We start from the raw sequence: 17122 nt of genomic DNA on the forward strand, positions 1-17122 counted from the left end.
CCATGTCGGTCGACATCCGCGTGATCCGCGATCGATTGCCGCCGGAGATCGCCGACCTCGAAAGCGAGGCCCGGCGGGAGGGCCATCTCCATATCGGCCGTCTTATCGAGGAATGGTCGGCCGGCGACATCAGGTTCGAGCGTGACGGCGAAAGGCTGCTTGGCGCCTATGTCGGGCAGGCGCTTGCCGGCGTCGGGGGTGTGACCGTCGAACCCGCCCTATCCCAAGCGTTGCGGATGCGGCGTTTCTACGTCAGTCCGCAGATGCGTGGGCACGGTATCGGCCGGCGCCTGGCCCTGGCGCTGCTCAATCATGCGCGGGATTTCTGCCGTGTCATCACCGTTCATCCGGGCAATCCCGGCGCGGTCAAATTCTGGGAGGCTCTCGGGTTTCGGCCTCACGCGCCGGACGGCGATATACTTTGTCTCGAAATTGCCCGCGTTCCCTCCGGTCAGGATGTTTCAGGCTCGTTCTTCACGCCTTAGGCTCAGGCCCCGATCTCTTTGAGACGAATGGCCTGACGGGCCAGCAGCCGCTCGACATCGGCAATATCGAGCGCCGAAAGCTTGGCGCCCGGCTTGCGCAGGGTGGCGGATTTGATGACGCCGCGCTTGGCAAGCACGTATTTGCGGGAGGCAAGCCCGATGCCCTGCTGCTGTTCGTAGCGGGCGAGCGGCAGATAGGCGTCGAAGATCTCGTGGGCGCGATCCGGATTTCCGGCTGCATAGGCCGCGACGACGCCGACCATCATCTCAGGATAACAGAAGCCGGTCATCGCGCCATCGGCGCCCCGGCCCATCTCTTCAGGCAGAAAAAGCCCGCCATTGCCGCAAAGGATGGAGATGCGCCGCATGGCACCCTTGTCGCTGGCGGCGCGGAGTGCGGTGACTTTTGAAAGGCCCGGCCAGTCCTCGTGCTTGAGCATGACGCAATTTTGCACCTCGTTGACGATGCGCTCGATAACCTTCGGCGGAATCGTCACATTGGTGGTGAGCGGATAATCCTGCAGCACGAAGGGCGTATCGCCGAGGGCCTCGCCGACCGACTGGTAAAAGGCGAAAGCCTGGTCGTCGGTCTTGACGGTCCAGGGCGGCGCGACCATGACGCCGGCGGCACCTTCGCTCATGACGGCTTCGGCAAGTTCGCGCATCGGCGCAAGCCCCGGCGCCGACACGCCGACGACGACGGGCAAGCGCCCGTCGAGGCGCTTCAGCACACGCTCGACCACGGTCCGCGATTCCTCGGCGGTCAGCTTCGGGGCCTCGCCGAGCTGGCCAAGAACCGTCAGGCCGGTGACGCCGGCGCCCTCGTAGAAATCGACCATGCTGTCGATGCTGCCAAGATCGAGCCCGCCGTCATCGGTGAACGGGGTTACGGCGATCACATAGACGCCTTTGGCATCTTCGGTCAGTCTGGCCATCGGTGCTCTCCAATTCAGCGGCCGAAGAGCAAAGGCTCCGGCATTTCGAACAATCCTTCCGTCAATCTATGCGGCGGATTGCTCGCCCGGCAAGCTTTTCGTAACGGCACGGACGATCTCCGAAGCCACATTCCTTGCCCGATACCCAGCCTTGTCTTTGCGGTTCCAATTGCATCGATTTGCGGGCATGGTCTCGCCCGATGAGCACAGATTCGTCCGATCTCTTTGGCGCGCTTTTCGAGGCACCGCCCGCGAACCGAACGGTTCCCGTGCTGGTGCCGATGCCGGCGCCCAAACCCTATTCCTATTCGGTGCCGGATGGCATGGCGGTCGAGCCCGGCTCGGTCGTGCAGGTGCCGCTTGGGCCGCGGCAGGTGATCGGCGTCGTCTGGGACGGCGGCGAGGATGGCGTGGATCCGAAGAAGCTCCGGCCGATCAGCCATGTCTTCGACTGCCCGCCGCTGACCCGGGAGATGCGCGATTTCATCGATTGGGTCGCGGCCTATACGCTTTCGCCGCCCGGTCTCGTTGCCCGCATGGCGCTCCGGGCGCCGAACGCCTTCGAGCCGGAGCCGATGGTGGAGGGGCTGAAATTCGTCGGCGGCGAACCGGAGCGGATGACGCCGGCGCGCGCCCGGGTGCTGGACACGGCCTCCGACGGCTTGTCCTGGACACGCAGCGGCCTGGCCCATGCGGCGGGTGTTTCGACAAGCGTCGTCGACGGGCTGATCACGCTCGGCATTTTTGAGACGATATTCCTGCCGCCGCCGCCGGTGGTGGCGTTGCCCGATCCGGAATTTACGGCCGCACGTCTCGAAGGACCGCAAAAGCAAGCGGCCGCGGAGATCGTTTCCGATGTCCGCAAGGGCGATTTTTCCGTGTCGCTGATCGACGGGGTGACGGGATCCGGCAAGACCGAGGTCTATTTCGAGGCGATCGCCGAGACGCTGAAACGCGGCAAGCAGGTGCTGATCCTGCTGCCGGAGATCGCGCTGACGGCAAGTTTCCTGGAGCGTTTTCAGGACCGCTTCGGCGCAAAGCCGGCCGAATGGCATTCCGATCTCGCGCCGCGCATGCGCGAAAAGGTCTGGCGGCAGGCGGTGACCGGCGAGGTCCGCGTCGTGGCCGGCGCCCGCTCGGCGCTCTTCCTGCCCTTCGAGGATCTCGGCCTCATCATCGTCGACGAAGAGCATGATCCGGCCTACAAGCAGGAAGATCGCGTCTTCTACAATGCCCGCGACATGGCTGTGGTGCGCGGCCGCATCGGCGATTTTCCCGTCATTCTGGTGTCGGCGACGCCGTCGGTCGAAAGCCAGGTCAACGGGCAGAGCGGGCGCTACAGCACCGTCCACCTGCCGACGCGCTTCGGCGACGCGGCGCTGCCGGACCTGCATCTGATCGATATGCGCCGGCATGCGCCGGAGCGCGGCGGTTTTCTGTCCCCGGTCTTGATCCGGGCGATCGGCAAGACGGTGGAGAAGCGCGAACAGGCGCTGCTCTTTCTCAACCGCCGCGGTTATGCGCCGCTGACGCTCTGCCGCGTCTGCGGCCATCGCTTCCAATGCCCGCAATGTTCGAGCTGGCTGGTCGAGCATCGCTTTCGTAAACAGCTGCAATGCCATCAATGCGGCCATGCCGAGCGCACGCCGGAGGCATGCCCGGAATGCGGCACGCTCGACCATCTGGTTGCGTGCGGCCCGGGCGTCGAACGTATTGCCGAGGAGGTGGAGCGGCATTTCCCGGAGGCGCGGACGATCGTTCTCTCCTCGGATATCATGGGCGGGGTGAAGCGGCTGCGGCTGGAGCTGGAGGCGATCGCCAAGGGTGAGGCCGATATCGTCATCGGCACCCAGCTCGTCGCCAAGGGCCATAATTTTCCGCTGATGACGCTGGTCGGCATCGTCGACGCCGATCTCGGCCTTGCCAATGGCGATCCGCGCGCCGCTGAACGCACCTTCCAGCTTCTGTCGCAGGTGACGGGCCGGGCCGGGCGCACCGGCCTCAAGAGCCATGGGCTGCTGCAGACCTATCAGCCGCAGCATCCAGTCATGCAGGCGATCGTCTCAGGCGATTCCGACGCCTTTTATGAGCGCGAGATCACCGAACGCGAACGCGCCATATTGCCGCCCTTCGGCAGGCTCGCCTCGATCATCGTCTCGGCCGAAACCCGCCATGACGCCGAAAACCATGCGCGCGGCATGCGCAACGCGGCACCGCAGGTATCCGGCATCTCGGTGCTCGGCCCGGCGGAAGCGCCGCTGGCGCTGGTGCGCGGCCGCCACCGCTTCCGTCTTTTGGTACACGGCCGGCGCAACTCCGACATGCAGGGCTTTTTGCGGGCGATGCTGTCGCAATCGCCGAAGGAGCGCGGATCGGTGCAGGTGCAGCTCGACATCGATCCGCAGAGTTTTCTCTAAAACGCCACGCCGCCATTTCCTCCCTTTCGAGCCCATGTCATAAAACACTGATTCTTCCGGGTGATTTGGGGCTGATGCATGGAGTTTTATTTTCCGACCGAGCTCGGCGAGCAGCTCGCCTTTTGCTCCGCCGCCTTCACGGCGCTTGCCGGCTTCATCATGATGTTTGCACCGGGCCATAGCTTCCGTCTTCTCGGCCTGCAGGCGCAGGAGGGACGGCCGGAAGGCTACGGCGAGGGTCGCTCGATGGGCGGTTTTTATCTCGGCTTCGGCCTGTCGGCGATCATGCTCGCCCAGGACTGGATTTACATGGCGCTCGGCGCTTCCTTTGCGATGGCGGCCTTTGCCCGTATTATCTCGATCCTGTCCGATAAGGGGAGTAATCTCGTCAACTATTTACTCCTGGTTGTGCAGATCGCCTTGGCGGCACTGCCGCTGCTTTATGTTTTCGGCTTCACCCAGACGTGAATATCACGGCCCGCTGACGGCATCCCCGGCCGGCTTCAAGGCCGTTGCGCAATTTTGCGAACAGAAATTCATGTGAAAGGCGTATTCGGGCATTACGCGTGTTGCGAGTCCGAACATCCTATGTTAGACGGACCCCGAATTTCGGAAGAAGCAAGAGGCTTCTCTTGTGGTTTCTGGGGGAAATCAAAACGAATTCAAGATCATAGGTTCGGCGTCCGCCGAGAGCCGGATTTTGGGTTGAAATCAGGGAAATTTGTGCCAGTGGCAGACACGTCCCAGCTTACATCTGGTGTTGCCGAGCGCTATGCCTCGTCGCTTTTCGATCTGGCGCTCGAGCAGGGCGCCGTCGACAGCGTAACCGCCGATCTTGACCGTTTCCAGGCAATGCTGGATGAGAGCGCCGATCTGAAGCGCTTCGTCGCAAGCCCGGTTTTCTCTGCCGAGGACCAGCTGAAGGCGATCGTCGCCATCAGCGAGAAGGCCGGAATCAGCGGCTTCTTCGCCAATTTCCTGAAGGTCGTGGCGCGCAACCGCCGCCTGTTTGCCCTGCCGGGCATGATCAAGGCCTTCCGCATCATCGCCGCGAACCATCGCGGTGAAATCTCCGCCGAGGTCACCTCGGCGCATGCGCTTTCGCAAGCGCAGGAAACCGAATTGAAGGTGGCACTCAAGAGCGTTACCGGCAAAGACGTGACGATTGCCGTCACGGTTGATCCGTCAATTCTTGGTGGTCTGATCGTTAAGGTCGGGTCCCGCCAGATTGATACGTCTCTTCGTACCAAACTCTCCACTCTTAAGCTCGCATTGAAAGAGGTTGGCTGATGGATATCCGCGCCGCGGAAATTTCCGCAATTCTCAAAGACCAGATCAAAAATTTCGGCAAAGAGGCAGAAGTCTCGGAAGTCGGCCAGGTTCTCTCCGTCGGTGACGGTATCGCCCGCGTCTACGGTCTGGACAATGTCCAGGCCGGTGAAATGGTCGAGTTCCCCGGCGGCATCCGCGGCATGGCTTTGAATCTCGAATCCGACAATGTCGGCGTCGTTATTTTCGGCTCCGACCGCGACATCAAGGAAGGCGACACCGTCAAGCGGACCGGCGCCATCGTCGACGTTCCGGTCGGTCCGGAACTGCTCGGCCGCGTCGTCGACGCGCTCGGCAACCCGATCGACGGCAAGGGCCCGATCAACGCGACGCGCCGCTCGCGCGTCGACGTCAAGGCGCCTGGCATCATTCCGCGCAAGTCGGTTCATGAGCCGATGTCGACCGGCCTCAAGGCCATCGATGCGCTGATCCCGGTCGGCCGCGGCCAGCGCGAGCTTGTCATCGGCGACCGCCAGACCGGCAAGACCGCCATTCTTCTCGATGCCTTCCTCAACCAGAAGGCCATTCACGACAACGGCCCGGAAGGCGAAAAGCTTTACTGCGTCTACGTCGCCGTCGGCCAGAAGCGCTCGACCGTTGCCCAGTTCGTCAAGGTGCTCGAAGAGCGCGGCGCACTGAAGTATTCGATCATCGTTGCCGCCACCGCTTCCGACCCGGCACCGATGCAGTTCCTGGCTCCGTTTGCCGGCTGCGCCATGGGCGAATATTTCCGCGACAACGGCATGCATGCGCTGATCGGTTATGACGACCTGTCGAAGCAGGCCGTGTCCTACCGCCAGATGTCGCTGCTGCTGCGCCGCCCGCCGGGCCGCGAAGCCTATCCGGGCGACGTTTTCTACCTGCACTCGCGTCTGCTCGAGCGCGCTGCGAAGATGAACGACGACAAGGGCGCCGGTTCGCTGACCGCTCTGCCGGTAATCGAAACGCAGGGCAACGACGTGTCGGCCTTCATTCCGACCAACGTGATCTCGATCACCGACGGCCAGATCTTCCTTGAAACCGACCTGTTCTACCAGGGTATCCGCCCGGCCGTGAACGTCGGTCTCTCGGTTTCCCGCGTCGGTTCGTCGGCGCAGATCAAGGCGATGAAGCAGGTTGCCGGCTCGATCAAGGGCGAACTCGCCCAGTATCGTGAAATGGCCGCCTTTGCCCAGTTCGGTTCGGACCTCGACGCTGCGACGCAGCGGCTGCTGAACCGCGGCGCTCGCCTGACCGAACTCCTGAAGCAGCCGCAGTTCTCGCCGCTGAAGACGGAAGAGCAGGTCGCGGTGATCTTCGCCGGCGTCAACGGCTATCTCGACAAGCTGCCGGTCGCTTCGGTCGGCAAGTTCGAGCAGGGCTTCCTCTCCTATTTGCGTTCGGAAGGCTCCGCCATCCTCGACGCGATCCGCACGGAAAAGGCAATCAGCGACGATACCAAGGGCAAGCTCACCGCTGCTCTCGATAGCTTCGCAAAGTCTTTCTCGTAATCAGGCCCTAAGTTAGGACGGATCACGGATGCCTTCACTTAAGGATCTGAAAAACCGGATCGCCTCCGTCAAGGCGACGCAGAAGATCACCAAGGCGATGAAAATGGTCGCCGCGGCGAAGCTTCGGCGTGCGCAGGAGGCGGCCGAGGCCGCCCGGCCTTATTCGCAGCGCATGGGTGCGGTTCTGGCGAACATCGCCAAGGCCGTCACCGATGCGGACGGCGCGCCGACACTGATGACCGGGACCGGCAAGGACCAGGTTCATCTGCTGGTGGTCTGCACGGCCGAACGCGGTCTTTGCGGCGGCTTCAACTCGCAGATCGCCCGCTTTGCGCGTGATCATGTGCGCAAGCTGGTTGCCGAGGGCAAGACGGTGAAGATCTTCACCGTCGGCAAGAAGGGTTACGACATCCTTCGCCGCGAATATGCTTCGCTGATCATCGAGCGCAAGGAATTGCGCGACGTCAAGCGCATCGGCTTCGAGAATGCGGACCAGATCGGCAAGCGCATCATCGATATGTACGCGGCAGGCGAATTCGATGTCTGCACGCTGTTCTATTCCGAGTTCAAGTCGGTGATCAGCCAGATCCCGACGGCGCAGCAGCTCATCCCGGCTTCGACGGGCGCAGTGCAGGCCGAAGATGCGGCACATGCCGGCGCAGTCTACGAATATGAGCCGGATCCGGCTTCGATCCTCGAAGACCTGATCCCGCGCAACATCTCCGTCCAGATCTTCCGCGCGCTCCTTGAGAACGTCGCCGGCGAAATGGGCGCGAAGATGAGCGCAATGGACAATGCGACGCGTAATGCCGGTGAGATGATCAACAAACTGACGCTGAGCTACAACCGCCAGCGTCAGGCGCAGATCACCAAGGAACTCATTGAAATCATTTCGGGCGCGGAAGCGCTCTGAGGCTAGGAAAAGAGGGTCAGAAAATGGCTGAGGCAGCTACCCCCAAGATCGGCTCTGTCGGCAGGGTCACACAGGTTATCGGCGCCGTCGTCGACGTTGCTTTCGAAGGCGAACTGCCGAAGATCCTGAACGCGCTGGAAACCACCAACAACGGCGTCCGTCTGGTTCTCGAAGTTGCACAGCACCTTGGCGAGAACGAAGTCCGTACGATCGCGATGGACTCGAGCGAAGGTCTCGTGCGCGGCCAGGAAGTCAGCGATACCGGTGCTCCGATCATGGTTCCGGTCGGCAATGAGACGCTCGGCCGCATCATGAACGTCATCGGCGAGCCGGTCGACGAAGCAGGCCCGCTGGTCACTGCACACAAGCGCGCCATCCACCAGGATGCGCCGTCCTATGTCGAGCAGTCGACGGAAGCGCAGATCCTCGTTACCGGCATCAAGGTCGTCGACCTTCTGGCGCCCTACGCACGCGGCGGCAAGATCGGCCTGTTCGGCGGCGCCGGCGTCGGCAAGACCGTTCTGATCATGGAACTGATCAACAACGTCGCCAAGGCGCATGGTGGTTACTCGGTTTTTGCGGGCGTCGGTGAACGCACCCGCGAAGGCAACGACCTTTACCATGAAATGATCGAATCGAACGTCAACAAGCATGGCGGCGGCGAAGGCTCCAAGGCTGCGCTGGTTTACGGCCAGATGAACGAACCGCCGGGCGCCCGCGCCCGCGTTGCTCTGACCGGCCTGACGGTCGCCGAACATTTCCGCGACCAGGGCCAGGACGTTCTGTTCTTCGTCGACAACATCTTCCGCTTCACCCAGGCAGGTTCCGAAGTGTCGGCTCTGCTCGGCCGCATCCCGTCGGCCGTCGGTTATCAGCCGACGCTCGCAACCGACATGGGCCAGATGCAGGAACGCATCACCACGACGACGACCGGCTCGATCACCTCGGTCCAGGCCATTTACGTTCCGGCCGACGACTTGACCGACCCGGCGCCGGCAACCTCGTTCGCGCATCTTGACGCGACGACGGTTCTGTCGCGCTCGATCGCCGAAAAGGGCATCTACCCGGCCGTTGACCCGCTCGACTCGACCTCGCGCATGCTCGACCCGATGGTCGTCGGCGAAGAGCATTACGAAGTCGCCCGTAAGGTTCAGTCGACGCTGCAGCGCTACAAGGCCCTGCAGGACATCATCGCCATCCTGGGCATGGACGAACTGTCTGAAGAAGACAAGATTGCCGTTGCCCGCGCCCGCAAGATCGAGCGCTTCCTGTCGCAGCCGTTCTTCGTTGCCGAAGTCTTCACCGGCTCGCCGGGCAAGCTGGTTGCTCTCGAAGACACGATCAAGGGCTTCAAGGGCCTCGTCAACGGCGAATACGATCACCTGCCGGAAGCTGCCTTCTACATGGTCGGCTCGATGGAAGAAGCGATCGAAAAGGCCAAGAAGCTCGCAGCTGCTTGATGAGCGACGCGCTAGACGAGATATTCTGCTGCGATTCCTTGAAAGGGGTCGTGGCGGATCTTCCGGAACCAGCCGCGCCCACCATCTATCGCGCCGATAACGGCGTGCTGATGATGGTGGTGGGTCTGGTCCAGAGCGAGGAAGGTCTCGGTTATCTCGACCAAGCGATAATGCACTGCCCGTTCTGCGGGACCCAATTGCAAGATGCGAAAGCCATAGCCGAGAAGGTAAGTCACTGATGGCTGACAATTTCAACTTTGAGCTCGTTTCGCCGGAGCGTCTGCTGCTGTCGGAGATGGTGACCGAGGTCGTCATCCCCGCGACGGAAGGCGAAATGACCGTCATGGCGCACCATGCGCCGACGATGACGACGATCAAGCCGGGTGTCGTGAGCGTGCGTTCGGCCTCCGGCAAGAAGCAGGACTATGTCGTGTTCGGCGGTTTTGCCGATATCCTGCCGACCGGCTGCACATTGCTTGCCGAATCTGCGGTACCGGTCGAGGAACTCCACAAGGACGAACTGACCCGCCGCATCGAGGCCGCCCGCAAGGAACTCGAAGATACCGAGCTGCACGAGCACAAGTCGAAGCTCGAACACTTCATCATGGAACTGACGCATCTGCGCGGCGTCGTCCAGCAGGATTGATCGCAATCGATTTTCAATGAAAAAGGCGGCTCAACAGCCGCCTTTTTTGTATCTGCTCATCTCTCGGGATTCGGCGGGCAATGTCCGTCGGCGGATTCAAACAAAGAGGCGGCCGCTTTGCCGACGTGCCGGATCGTCTCAGAAGCCGGTGCCGCCACGCAGCTCGATGACGAGCGTCTTCAGCAGAATCTTCAAGTCGAGCAGCAGGCTGAAGTTCCTGACATAGTAGATATCGCAGGCGATGCGGGCGCGGGCTTGCAACGGCCGCGCCGTCGGGCCACGCCAGCCGCGCGTCTGCGCCAGGCCGGTGATGCCGGGGCGCATGATGTGGCGTTGGTGGTAGTCCGGCACCAGTTCCTCGTAGAGTCTGCCGGCCGCACGCATATTGATTGCATGGCAGCGCGGACCGACCAGCGACATCTCGCCCATGAGGACATTGAAAAGCTGCGGCAGCTCGTCGATGTTGGTCCGTCGGAGCAGTGCGCCGATACCGGTCATTCGGCTGTCACCCTTGACGGTCTGCTGAACGCCGCTCGGATCACAATCTTCGGCGCGCATCGAGCGGAACTTGAAGACCATGATCTTCCGGCCGTTCAGTCCCCAGCGGATCTGTCGAAAGAAGACCGGGCCGCCATCATCGAGTTTGATGAAGAGAGCGATCGCCAGAAAAAACGGCGCCAGCACGATGAGGGCGCTGAGTGAGGCGACGATATCGAACAGCCGCTTCACGCCCAGACGCACAGCCATCTTTCTTTCGACAGGTGAAAAGCTATCCGGCTGGCGAATGTTGGAGTTCGCGATAACCAGGGTCTTGGTTTTGTCCTGACGCTGAGACGGATCGAAGCGTGAATTCGTCTTCGAAGTAAAAGCATTCATTACGCAAGGTCCACAAGTTTAGATGCGATACTGAACTACCGGGAGACAGATACATGGTCACGTAACGTTTGTCATGGGTATAAAAAAGAAATTCGTAACCCTAAAGAAGCCAAAAATGGGAGTATTTCGCGTTAACCTTAACGCCTGTAGTTGCGCCGATTCAAAGATTATACTTTGAAAGGAGTAGCCCGATTGGGTTGGCGGGATGTCAGCCGGTTGCCGAGGTCGATCGCCGGTTTCTCCAGCAGGTGGTAGCTGAGGCTGGCGATGAGAAGGACGAGCGCTGCCGCCAGTCCGCAGGACTGCAGCCAGCCGGTGACGACATTTTCCGAGGAGACGCCGAACGAACCAGGATCGAGCCTCTGGATCGATATCAGGATGATCTCCTGCCAGACATAGATGCCGAAGGAGATCTTTGCGATGTAGCGGACGGGCGCATTGTCGAGCAGCCTGCCCAGGCGCTGCGAATGGCAGAGCGAAACGAGCGCCGTTGCGATTGCCAGCGGAAAGACCGGGAAGCCGTAGGGGATATCGAGCCAGCCGTAAGCTTCAGGGGTGCCGCCCGGCGATATGACGAGGCGGTAGCCGGCAACGGCGAGGGTGAGCAGCGCTGCGGCATCGAACCAGAAGGAGGACCGTCTTCTCAGCATGATCTCGAGGCCGGCGGCCCACGCGCCGAGGGCGAAGATGGCAAAGAAGCCGATCGGATTATATCTCGGCATCCATTCCTTCGCCCCGCCCTGCAGGCCGTACTGCCAGCCGCGTCCGATGTCGTCGAGCGGAAAGATGGTGAGGATCAGCAGATGGGCGAGGAGGACGCCTGCGATGACGCACAGCCAGGCGAAGCGCGCAAGCAGCGGCCGCTGCCTGAGGCGGGGCAAACGAAACAGCAGGAAAAAGCAGACCGGCAGGAGCACATAGCTGGTGACCTCGAAGGGAATGGACCAGAGGGGTCCGTCGGCTTCGACCGGAAAAAACGTGCGCCAATGCCACTGGCTCATGAACAGCAGCCCGGAGACGTAGCGAAGTGTAAGCTCCGGCGTCAGCGGCAGGGCAAGCAGTGTCAGGCTGAGGACGAAGCTGACGGTGGCGGCCACCCAGAAGCCCGGCGCGATGCGCGCCGCCCTGCGGATCGTGTAATGGCGGAGGCTCGGCATCTCGCCGCCGCCGTCGAGCGCGCGCCAGAAGGGATGAGCAAGAAGAAAGCCGCTGAGCACGAAGAAGATGGCAACGCCGAAATTGCCGAAGCGGAGGATCTGCGCAGCCGTTCCCAGGTCGTCGGGAATTCTGCGCATATCCAGCCGGAGCGCGAGATGGTGGGCAAGCACCAGCAGACAAGCCGTCGCGCGCAGAAAGTCCGCTCCGGCCAATCTCTCCTGCTGTCGCATCCTGTCCCTCGCCTTATAGCTCAAGACTTTGCCGCGGAACACCGCGGCGGGCAAGGCCAGGGCTGGCTCAGGCCAGCAGGTCGTTGGTATAATAGGTGGAAAAGTCCGGCTTCTCCTTGAGTGCGGCGCCATTCGCATCGACCAGGATGCCGTTCTCGACCAGGAAGCCGCCGATAGCATCGGCCTTGGCCGGATCGAGGGTGCCGATCACACCGGCCTCGGATTTCAGGAAGTGTCCTTCGATCAGTGCCTTCTGCGAAGCTTTCACCAATTCGGCGTTCATCAGCGCGCCGTTGCTCTCTGCTATCAGCAGCGCACAGGCTTCGTCGGGATGATCGACGGAATAGGCATAACCCTTTCGCGTCGCCTGAATGAAAGCGCGGGCATTTTCCCGATTGGACGAGAGATAGGTGTCGCTGGAGACGATGACCGTGGTCTGCTCGTCGGGAATGCCATAGTCGGAATAGTGGAAGCGGGCGATCTTCCGGTTTTCCAGCTCGGCGGCGACGCCTTCCCAGGTATAGATCTCCAGGGTGAAATCGATCGAGCCATTGTCCAGCGCCTCGTAGGCGGAGGTGCCGAGCGTGACGGTCTTGACCTCTCCTTTGCCGCCATCATTGCGGATCATCGCGGAGATCAGCGCGCTCTCCCAGGTGCCGCCGAAGCCGCCATAGGTCTTGCCGTCGAGATCTCTGGGGCTCTTGATGTCGTCGCGTCCGCCCTTGAAGATCAGGCGCGCTGTTTCGGTCTGGACGACGCCGTAGACCATCTTCACGTCACCGCCGCCGGCGCGCTGCGTGATGGCCTCGATCTCGCTGCTGATGCCGAAGTCGGCGACGCCGTTCGAGACCAGCGTTCCGGCACTCGTATCGGCATAGGGTAGAATGTCGACATCGAGGCCAGCGGCGGCATAAAAACCCTTCGCCTTGGCGACATAGATACCGATGTGGTTGGTGTTGGGCGTCCAATCGAGCGCGATGCGAGCCTTTGCGGGCGCCGACTGGGCGAAGGCCGGGCGGCCGGCAAGGCCTGCCGCGATGGCGGCGAGAATCGTCTGGCGACGGGTGAGAAGCAGCATGATGACCTCCTCAGGTCTCTAGAGCATGGTGCCGAAAGTGTGCGCGGTTTTCGGCGTCATGCTCTAACTCTTTAAATCAGAACAGGATTCAGATTTTGGGCCGATGGGCCTAAGATCATCCTGTTCTAGCGGATGAAGCAGGGTTTGCAGGATTTCGGTTTCGATCGCCTGGGCCGCCGGCGAGCCGAGATCGGCAAGGCTTCGCGGGCGGGGCAGGGGAACGTGGAATTCGCGGATGATACGCGCCGGGCGGGCCGAAAGCACATAGATGCGGTCGGAGAGGAACACGGCCTCGCGGACATCATGGGTGATCAGCAGCGCCGTCCAGCGGTGTTCGGTCCACATGCCCTGCAGCCATTCCTGGATCTGCGTGCGGGTCAGCGCGTCGAGCGCGCCGAAAGGCTCGTCGAGCAGCAGCATGTCCTGGGTCTGAACGACGGTGCGCAGCAGGGCGGCACGCTGGCGCATGCCGCCTGATAGTTCGGAGGGATAATGATGTTCGAAACCGGCAAGGCCGAAGCGATCGAACAGCGGCGCCACGGCGGCGCGGGCCGCCCGGCGGCTCATGCCCCGCACCTCGAGGCCGAGTGCCGCATTGTCGATGATCCGGCGCCAGGGCATCAGCGCATCGCGTTGCGGCATGAAGGCGAAAGTATGCGGCGCCCCTTCCAGCGGCGCACCCTTGAAAAGCACGCTGCCGGCATCGGGTCGAAGCGCCTGTGTCAGCAATCGCAGCACCGTCGATTTCCCGGAGCCGGACGGGCCGACAATCGAAACGAATTCGCCGTTGGCGACGCTGAGCGAAATATCGCCGAGCACCTGCATGCCGTCGAAGGACTTGGAGATATTGCGCAGCTCAACCATCTTGTCGCTCATCGGCGCCGCTCCGCGGTGGGCTGCCAGGGCATGAGGAGGCGCTGGATGACGAGCGTCAGGCCGAACAGGCAGAGGGTCAGCACGGCGCTGACGACGACGGCGGCGAGCACGAGATCGGGACGGAAATTGTTCTTGGCGTTGAGGATATAAATGCCGAGGCCGCTCGCGGCGCCGGCATATTCGGCAAAGATCGCGCCGACGACGGCATAGGTGATTGAGATTCTCAGGCCGGCGAAGAAATAGGGCAGCGCCGAGGGAAGCCGTGCCAGGCGGAAAACGCGCCAGCGGCTCGCCTTCATCGAATGCAGCAATTCGGCGATGTCGCGGTCGGTCGATTCATAGCCTTGCAGCAGGGCGACGAGCAGCGGGAAGAAGGTGACGAGCGCCACCAGCAGGATCTTCGGCAAAAGGCCGAAACCGAACCATAAAACGACGAGCGGCGCGATCGCCACAAGCGGCAGGGTCTGGCTGGCGATGAAGATCGGCAGCAGTGCCCGGCGCATGAAAGGCATGAAATCCATGAGGATCGACGCGGCGAAGGCGAAGGCAAGCGACAGCGCGAAACCGCCGAGTGTCGCACCAAGCGTCGGCCAGGTGTTTGATATCAGCGCCTCACGGTTCAGCCAGCCCTGGATGACGATGCGCGAAGGCGCCGGCAGGATGGAAGGCTTGATGCCGGAAAGATCGACATAGAGTTCCCATGCTGCCAAAAAGGCGCAGCCCGCGAGCAAGGCGGGTAACCCCCGGTAGAGAGCGGCGCGGAGCGCGGCAAGGCGCGAATCCGATGGTTGCGGCGATGTCATCAGCGTTTGATTTCGGTCTCGATGTCCAGCCGGTCGCGATAGGGATCGAGCGCCTTGACGGCTTCGCGAATGATGCCGACGACATTGCCGGACATCGGATAAAGTGACACTTTTGCGCCTGAGAACATCTGAACCTCGCTCCGCTGGCATTACCCAGATCAGCTTTGAAGGGTCCAGAGGCTTGCGCCTCACATCTCAGCCCCGGCAATACGGAGCTCCCCTGTTATTTCGGCGGAAACTATCACCCGGGTTTTCTTCCCGCAACCGCAAATTTGCGAACCCGTCCGCACGGTCGGAATAGCTCTAGAACAGGATGATTTTAGGCCCGGTTGGCCTAAAATCTGAATCCTGTTCTCAATTAAAGAGTTAGAGCATGATGTCGCCCGAAAACCGCGCACACTTTTCGGCATCATGCTCTAATGTGAGGGAAACATCCGAGCGGGATCCCGCTCGGATGTTCCTCGGTGGGCCCGTACCTGCCGGGAACGGGACCGCAGCTTGCTGCCTCAGGCGGCAATATCGATCGGGCTTTACGACCGCAGAAGCAATGGATATAAAACCTCAACCAATATTGAGGTCAAGAGGCGATGGATGGTATTTCGGCAACCCCGCTCGGCAAGCTGCTGACTGTCGGCGAAGTGGCGGAACGCAGTGGTCTTGCCGTCTCGGCGCTGCATTTTTACGAGACCAAGGGTTTGATCTCGAGCATCCGCTCCCGCGGTAACCAGCGACGCTATGGGCGCGATGTGCTGCGCCGTCTCGGCATCATCAAAGTTGCACAGCGTGTCGGCATTCCGCTTTCGGAAATCCAGGCGGCGTTCCAGTCCCTGCCGCAGGGGCGCACGCCGACGGTCGCCGATTGGCAGACGCTGTCGGCGCGATGGAAGGACGATCTCGACGCACGAATCAATCGGCTCAGTCTGCTGCGCGACCGCCTGACCGGCTGCATCGGCTGCGGCTGCCTGTCGATCGAAAGCTGTCCGCTGCGCAATCCCTGCGATCGGCTCGGCAAGGAAGGGCCGGGTGCGCGGCTTCTGGAGACCGAAAACGAGCTCGTTGTTTAGTCCTGCCTTTCTTTCGGTCGGTGTGCTCATATGTTAAGGGCAAGTGACGCAACCGAGGAGGACGGCTTCGTGTTTCATCCCAGACTGTTCGAAAATCGCAATGTCGTCGTCACCGGCGCCGGCCGCGGCATCGGCCTCGAAGTCGCTCGGCAGTTTCTGGATTGCGGCGCGAAGGTGATCGTCCATACCGGGCGCAAGCCGGGGCGGGACCTGCCGGATTTCCTGCTGACGGCTGAATCGGAAAGACGGGCGCTGCTGCTGCATGCCGATTTTTCCGCCGCCGGCGGTGCGGCGCAATTTGCCGAAGATGTTCTCGCTTTCTTCGACAGGGTGCATGTGCTCGTCAACAATGCCGGCACCATGCTCGGCCGTTTTCCCGCTGCGACGCTGACGGATGCCGAATATGAGGCGGTCATACGGCTGAACCAGACCTCGGTGGTGGCGCTGACGCGCGCATTGCTGCCGGCATTGAAGGCGGCCGAGGGTGCTGCCGTCGTCAACACCGTTTCGATCTCGGCACTAACCGGCGGCAGCCCCGGCTCCTCGATCTATTCGGCCTCGAAGGCCTTCGTTGCGACCTATTCCAAGGCGCTTGCCCGCGAACTTGCCCCGGATGGCATCCGCGTCAACTGCGTCTCGCCGGGAACGATCGAAACGGATTTCCACGAGCGCTATTCCTCCAGAGAAAAGCTGGACCAGACCCAGAAATCCATCCCCCTGCAGCGGCTCGGCACGGCCGAGGATTGTGCTCCCGCCTATCTGTTCCTGGCGGCTCCCTTACTCTCGGGATACATTACCGGCCAGGTGATCGAGATCAATGGCGGACAGCTTATCTGCTGATTTACTTGGACCTTTTTTGGCATTTCATCACTATTGACCAATTCGTTTGTGCGAATATGCTATTGTTCTGATCTACCAAATCGCCTCCCTTCCGAGATATCGAATGCCGTTGCCTAAACCGGAGCCGGGGATGACCGGCCAGGACTTGCACATACTCGCTGGAAAAGCCCATGAAGCGAGCGATCTGCTGAAAGCTTTGGCGCATCACACCCGATTGCTGATCCTCTGCATCCTGGCGAAACAGGAGCGGACGGTCGGTGAAATCGAAAATATTCTCGGCATTCAGCAGGCGATGGTGTCGCAGCAGCTTGCGCGTTTGAGGCTCGAAGGCCTGGTCAATACGCGCCGTCAGGGCAGGCTGGTTTATTACAGTATCGGCAATGTCAGCGTGCTTGCCTTCCTCGAATCGCTGTTCGATCTTTTTCCCGCTGCGGAAAACTGTTAAAGCGCGTCGCCTTAACTTGATTCATTCCCTTGCGGAGCACGGTTGCTGTGTCGAAGATGAGGCCGGACGCGAAATGT

The 17122-nt window shown here is 61.5% G+C and carries 18 protein-coding genes, 1 pseudogene and 1 riboswitch; of the genes and pseudogenes, 12 read left to right on the plus strand and 7 right to left on the minus strand.

Features of this window, described 5'->3' with window-relative positions; all coding sequences use genetic code 11:
• The first annotated feature begins 2 nt into the window (after nt 1–2).
• On the plus strand, nt 3–485 hold the full coding sequence (locus FHX14_RS05025; RefSeq protein ID WP_184376480.1) for a GNAT family N-acetyltransferase: 483 nt from the start codon (nt 3–5) through the stop codon (nt 483–485).
• Between the two features lie 2 nt (nt 486–487).
• On the opposite strand, the gene FHX14_RS05030 is transcribed toward FHX14_RS05025, so the two are convergent.
• On the minus strand, nt 488–1420 hold the full coding sequence (locus FHX14_RS05030; protein ID WP_184376481.1) for a dihydrodipicolinate synthase family protein: 933 nt from the start codon (nt 1418–1420) through the stop codon (nt 488–490).
• A gap of 200 nt (nt 1421–1620) precedes the next feature.
• Here FHX14_RS05030 and FHX14_RS05035 point away from each other — a divergent pair, with 200 nt between their 5' ends.
• The 8 genes from FHX14_RS05035 to FHX14_RS05070 all read left to right on the plus strand — a co-directional run bounded on the left by FHX14_RS05035 (nt 1621) and on the right by FHX14_RS05070 (nt 9675).
• A complete protein-coding gene (locus tag FHX14_RS05035) occupies nt 1621–3837 on the plus strand; it encodes a primosomal protein N' (protein ID WP_184376482.1) in 2217 nt (738 codons plus the stop codon).
• A gap of 78 nt (nt 3838–3915) precedes the next feature.
• Entirely contained in the window at nt 3916–4305 is a 390-nt protein-coding gene (locus tag FHX14_RS05040) for a DUF4345 family protein (RefSeq protein WP_012559187.1), read from the plus strand.
• 255 nt (nt 4306–4560) lie between these two features.
• Nucleotides 4561–5127 (plus strand): F0F1 ATP synthase subunit delta, encoded by a 567-nt coding sequence (locus FHX14_RS05045; RefSeq protein ID WP_003589849.1) that lies wholly within the window; start codon nt 4561–4563, stop codon nt 5125–5127.
• The gene (gene atpA / locus FHX14_RS05050) at nt 5127–6656 is read left to right on the plus strand and encodes a F0F1 ATP synthase subunit alpha (protein WP_003589851.1); all 1530 of its coding nucleotides are present in this window, start codon (nt 5127–5129) and stop codon (nt 6654–6656) included. Before FHX14_RS05045 ends, atpA begins: the two co-directional genes overlap by 1 nt.
• 28 nt (nt 6657–6684) lie before the next feature.
• A complete protein-coding gene (locus FHX14_RS05055) occupies nt 6685–7569 on the plus strand; it encodes a F0F1 ATP synthase subunit gamma (RefSeq protein WP_003589852.1) in 885 nt (294 codons plus the stop codon).
• A 23-nt stretch (nt 7570–7592) separates the two neighbouring features.
• On the plus strand, nt 7593–9029 hold the full coding sequence (gene atpD, locus FHX14_RS05060; protein ID WP_003589853.1) for a F0F1 ATP synthase subunit beta: 1437 nt from the start codon (nt 7593–7595) through the stop codon (nt 9027–9029).
• Entirely contained in the window at nt 9029–9268 is a 240-nt protein-coding gene (locus tag FHX14_RS05065) for a hypothetical protein (protein ID WP_003567196.1), read from the plus strand. Before atpD ends, FHX14_RS05065 begins: the two co-directional genes overlap by 1 nt.
• Nucleotides 9268–9675: a F0F1 ATP synthase subunit epsilon gene (locus FHX14_RS05070; protein ID WP_003589854.1), complete on the plus strand. Its 408-nt coding sequence runs from the start codon at nt 9268–9270 to the stop codon at nt 9673–9675. The genes FHX14_RS05065 and FHX14_RS05070 overlap by 1 nt, the downstream gene beginning before the upstream one ends.
• A 138-nt stretch (nt 9676–9813) precedes the next feature.
• Here the strand turns inward: FHX14_RS05070 and FHX14_RS05075 are convergent, their stop codons facing one another.
• The 6 genes and pseudogenes from FHX14_RS05075 to FHX14_RS33355 form a co-directional block, all read right to left on the minus strand.
• Nucleotides 9814–10551 carry a sugar transferase gene (locus FHX14_RS05075; protein WP_003589856.1) on the minus strand — a complete coding sequence of 246 codons (738 nt, stop codon included), beginning with the start codon at nt 10549–10551 and terminating at the stop codon, nt 9814–9816.
• Between the two features lie 167 nt (nt 10552–10718).
• A complete protein-coding gene (locus FHX14_RS05080) occupies nt 10719–11939 on the minus strand; it encodes an acyltransferase (protein ID WP_184376483.1) in 1221 nt (406 codons plus the stop codon).
• Between the two features lie 67 nt (nt 11940–12006).
• On the minus strand, nt 12007–13017 hold the full coding sequence (locus FHX14_RS05085; RefSeq protein ID WP_184376484.1) for an ABC transporter substrate-binding protein: 1011 nt from the start codon (nt 13015–13017) through the stop codon (nt 12007–12009).
• 63 nt (nt 13018–13080) lie between these two features.
• Complete coding sequence (locus FHX14_RS05090) at nt 13081–13893, minus strand: ABC transporter ATP-binding protein (RefSeq protein WP_184376485.1); 813 nt, start codon at nt 13891–13893, stop codon at nt 13081–13083.
• Nucleotides 13890–14696 carry an ABC transporter permease gene (locus FHX14_RS05095; RefSeq protein ID WP_184376486.1) on the minus strand — a complete coding sequence of 269 codons (807 nt, stop codon included), beginning with the start codon at nt 14694–14696 and terminating at the stop codon, nt 13890–13892. Before FHX14_RS05095 ends, FHX14_RS05090 begins: the two co-directional genes overlap by 4 nt.
• An 11-nt stretch (nt 14697–14707) precedes the next feature.
• Nucleotides 14708–14824, minus strand: a pseudogene (locus tag FHX14_RS33355) (HMP/thiamine-binding protein); the annotation flags it as partial.
• Nucleotides 14815–14928: riboswitch (TPP riboswitch) on the minus strand. Its footprint overlaps the pseudogene before it by 10 nt.
• A 355-nt stretch (nt 14929–15283) precedes the next feature.
• Between FHX14_RS33355 and soxR the strand changes: the two are divergent.
• The 3 genes from soxR (at nt 15284) to FHX14_RS05115 (ending at nt 17045) form a co-directional block, all read left to right on the plus strand.
• A complete protein-coding gene (soxR, locus tag FHX14_RS05105; RefSeq protein ID WP_003589864.1) occupies nt 15284–15760 on the plus strand; it encodes a redox-sensitive transcriptional activator SoxR in 477 nt (158 codons plus the stop codon).
• A gap of 69 nt (nt 15761–15829) precedes the next feature.
• The gene (locus FHX14_RS05110; protein WP_184376487.1) at nt 15830–16600 is read left to right on the plus strand and encodes an SDR family oxidoreductase; all 771 of its coding nucleotides are present in this window, start codon (nt 15830–15832) and stop codon (nt 16598–16600) included.
• A 103-nt stretch (nt 16601–16703) separates the two neighbouring features.
• Nucleotides 16704–17045: a metalloregulator ArsR/SmtB family transcription factor gene (locus FHX14_RS05115; RefSeq protein ID WP_003589868.1), complete on the plus strand. Its 342-nt coding sequence runs from the start codon at nt 16704–16706 to the stop codon at nt 17043–17045.
• Nucleotides 17046–17122 lie beyond the last annotated feature (77 nt).

Source organism: Rhizobium sp. BK619 (assembly GCF_014195245.1).
GTDB lineage: Bacteria > Pseudomonadota > Alphaproteobacteria > Rhizobiales > Rhizobiaceae > Rhizobium > Rhizobium acidisoli.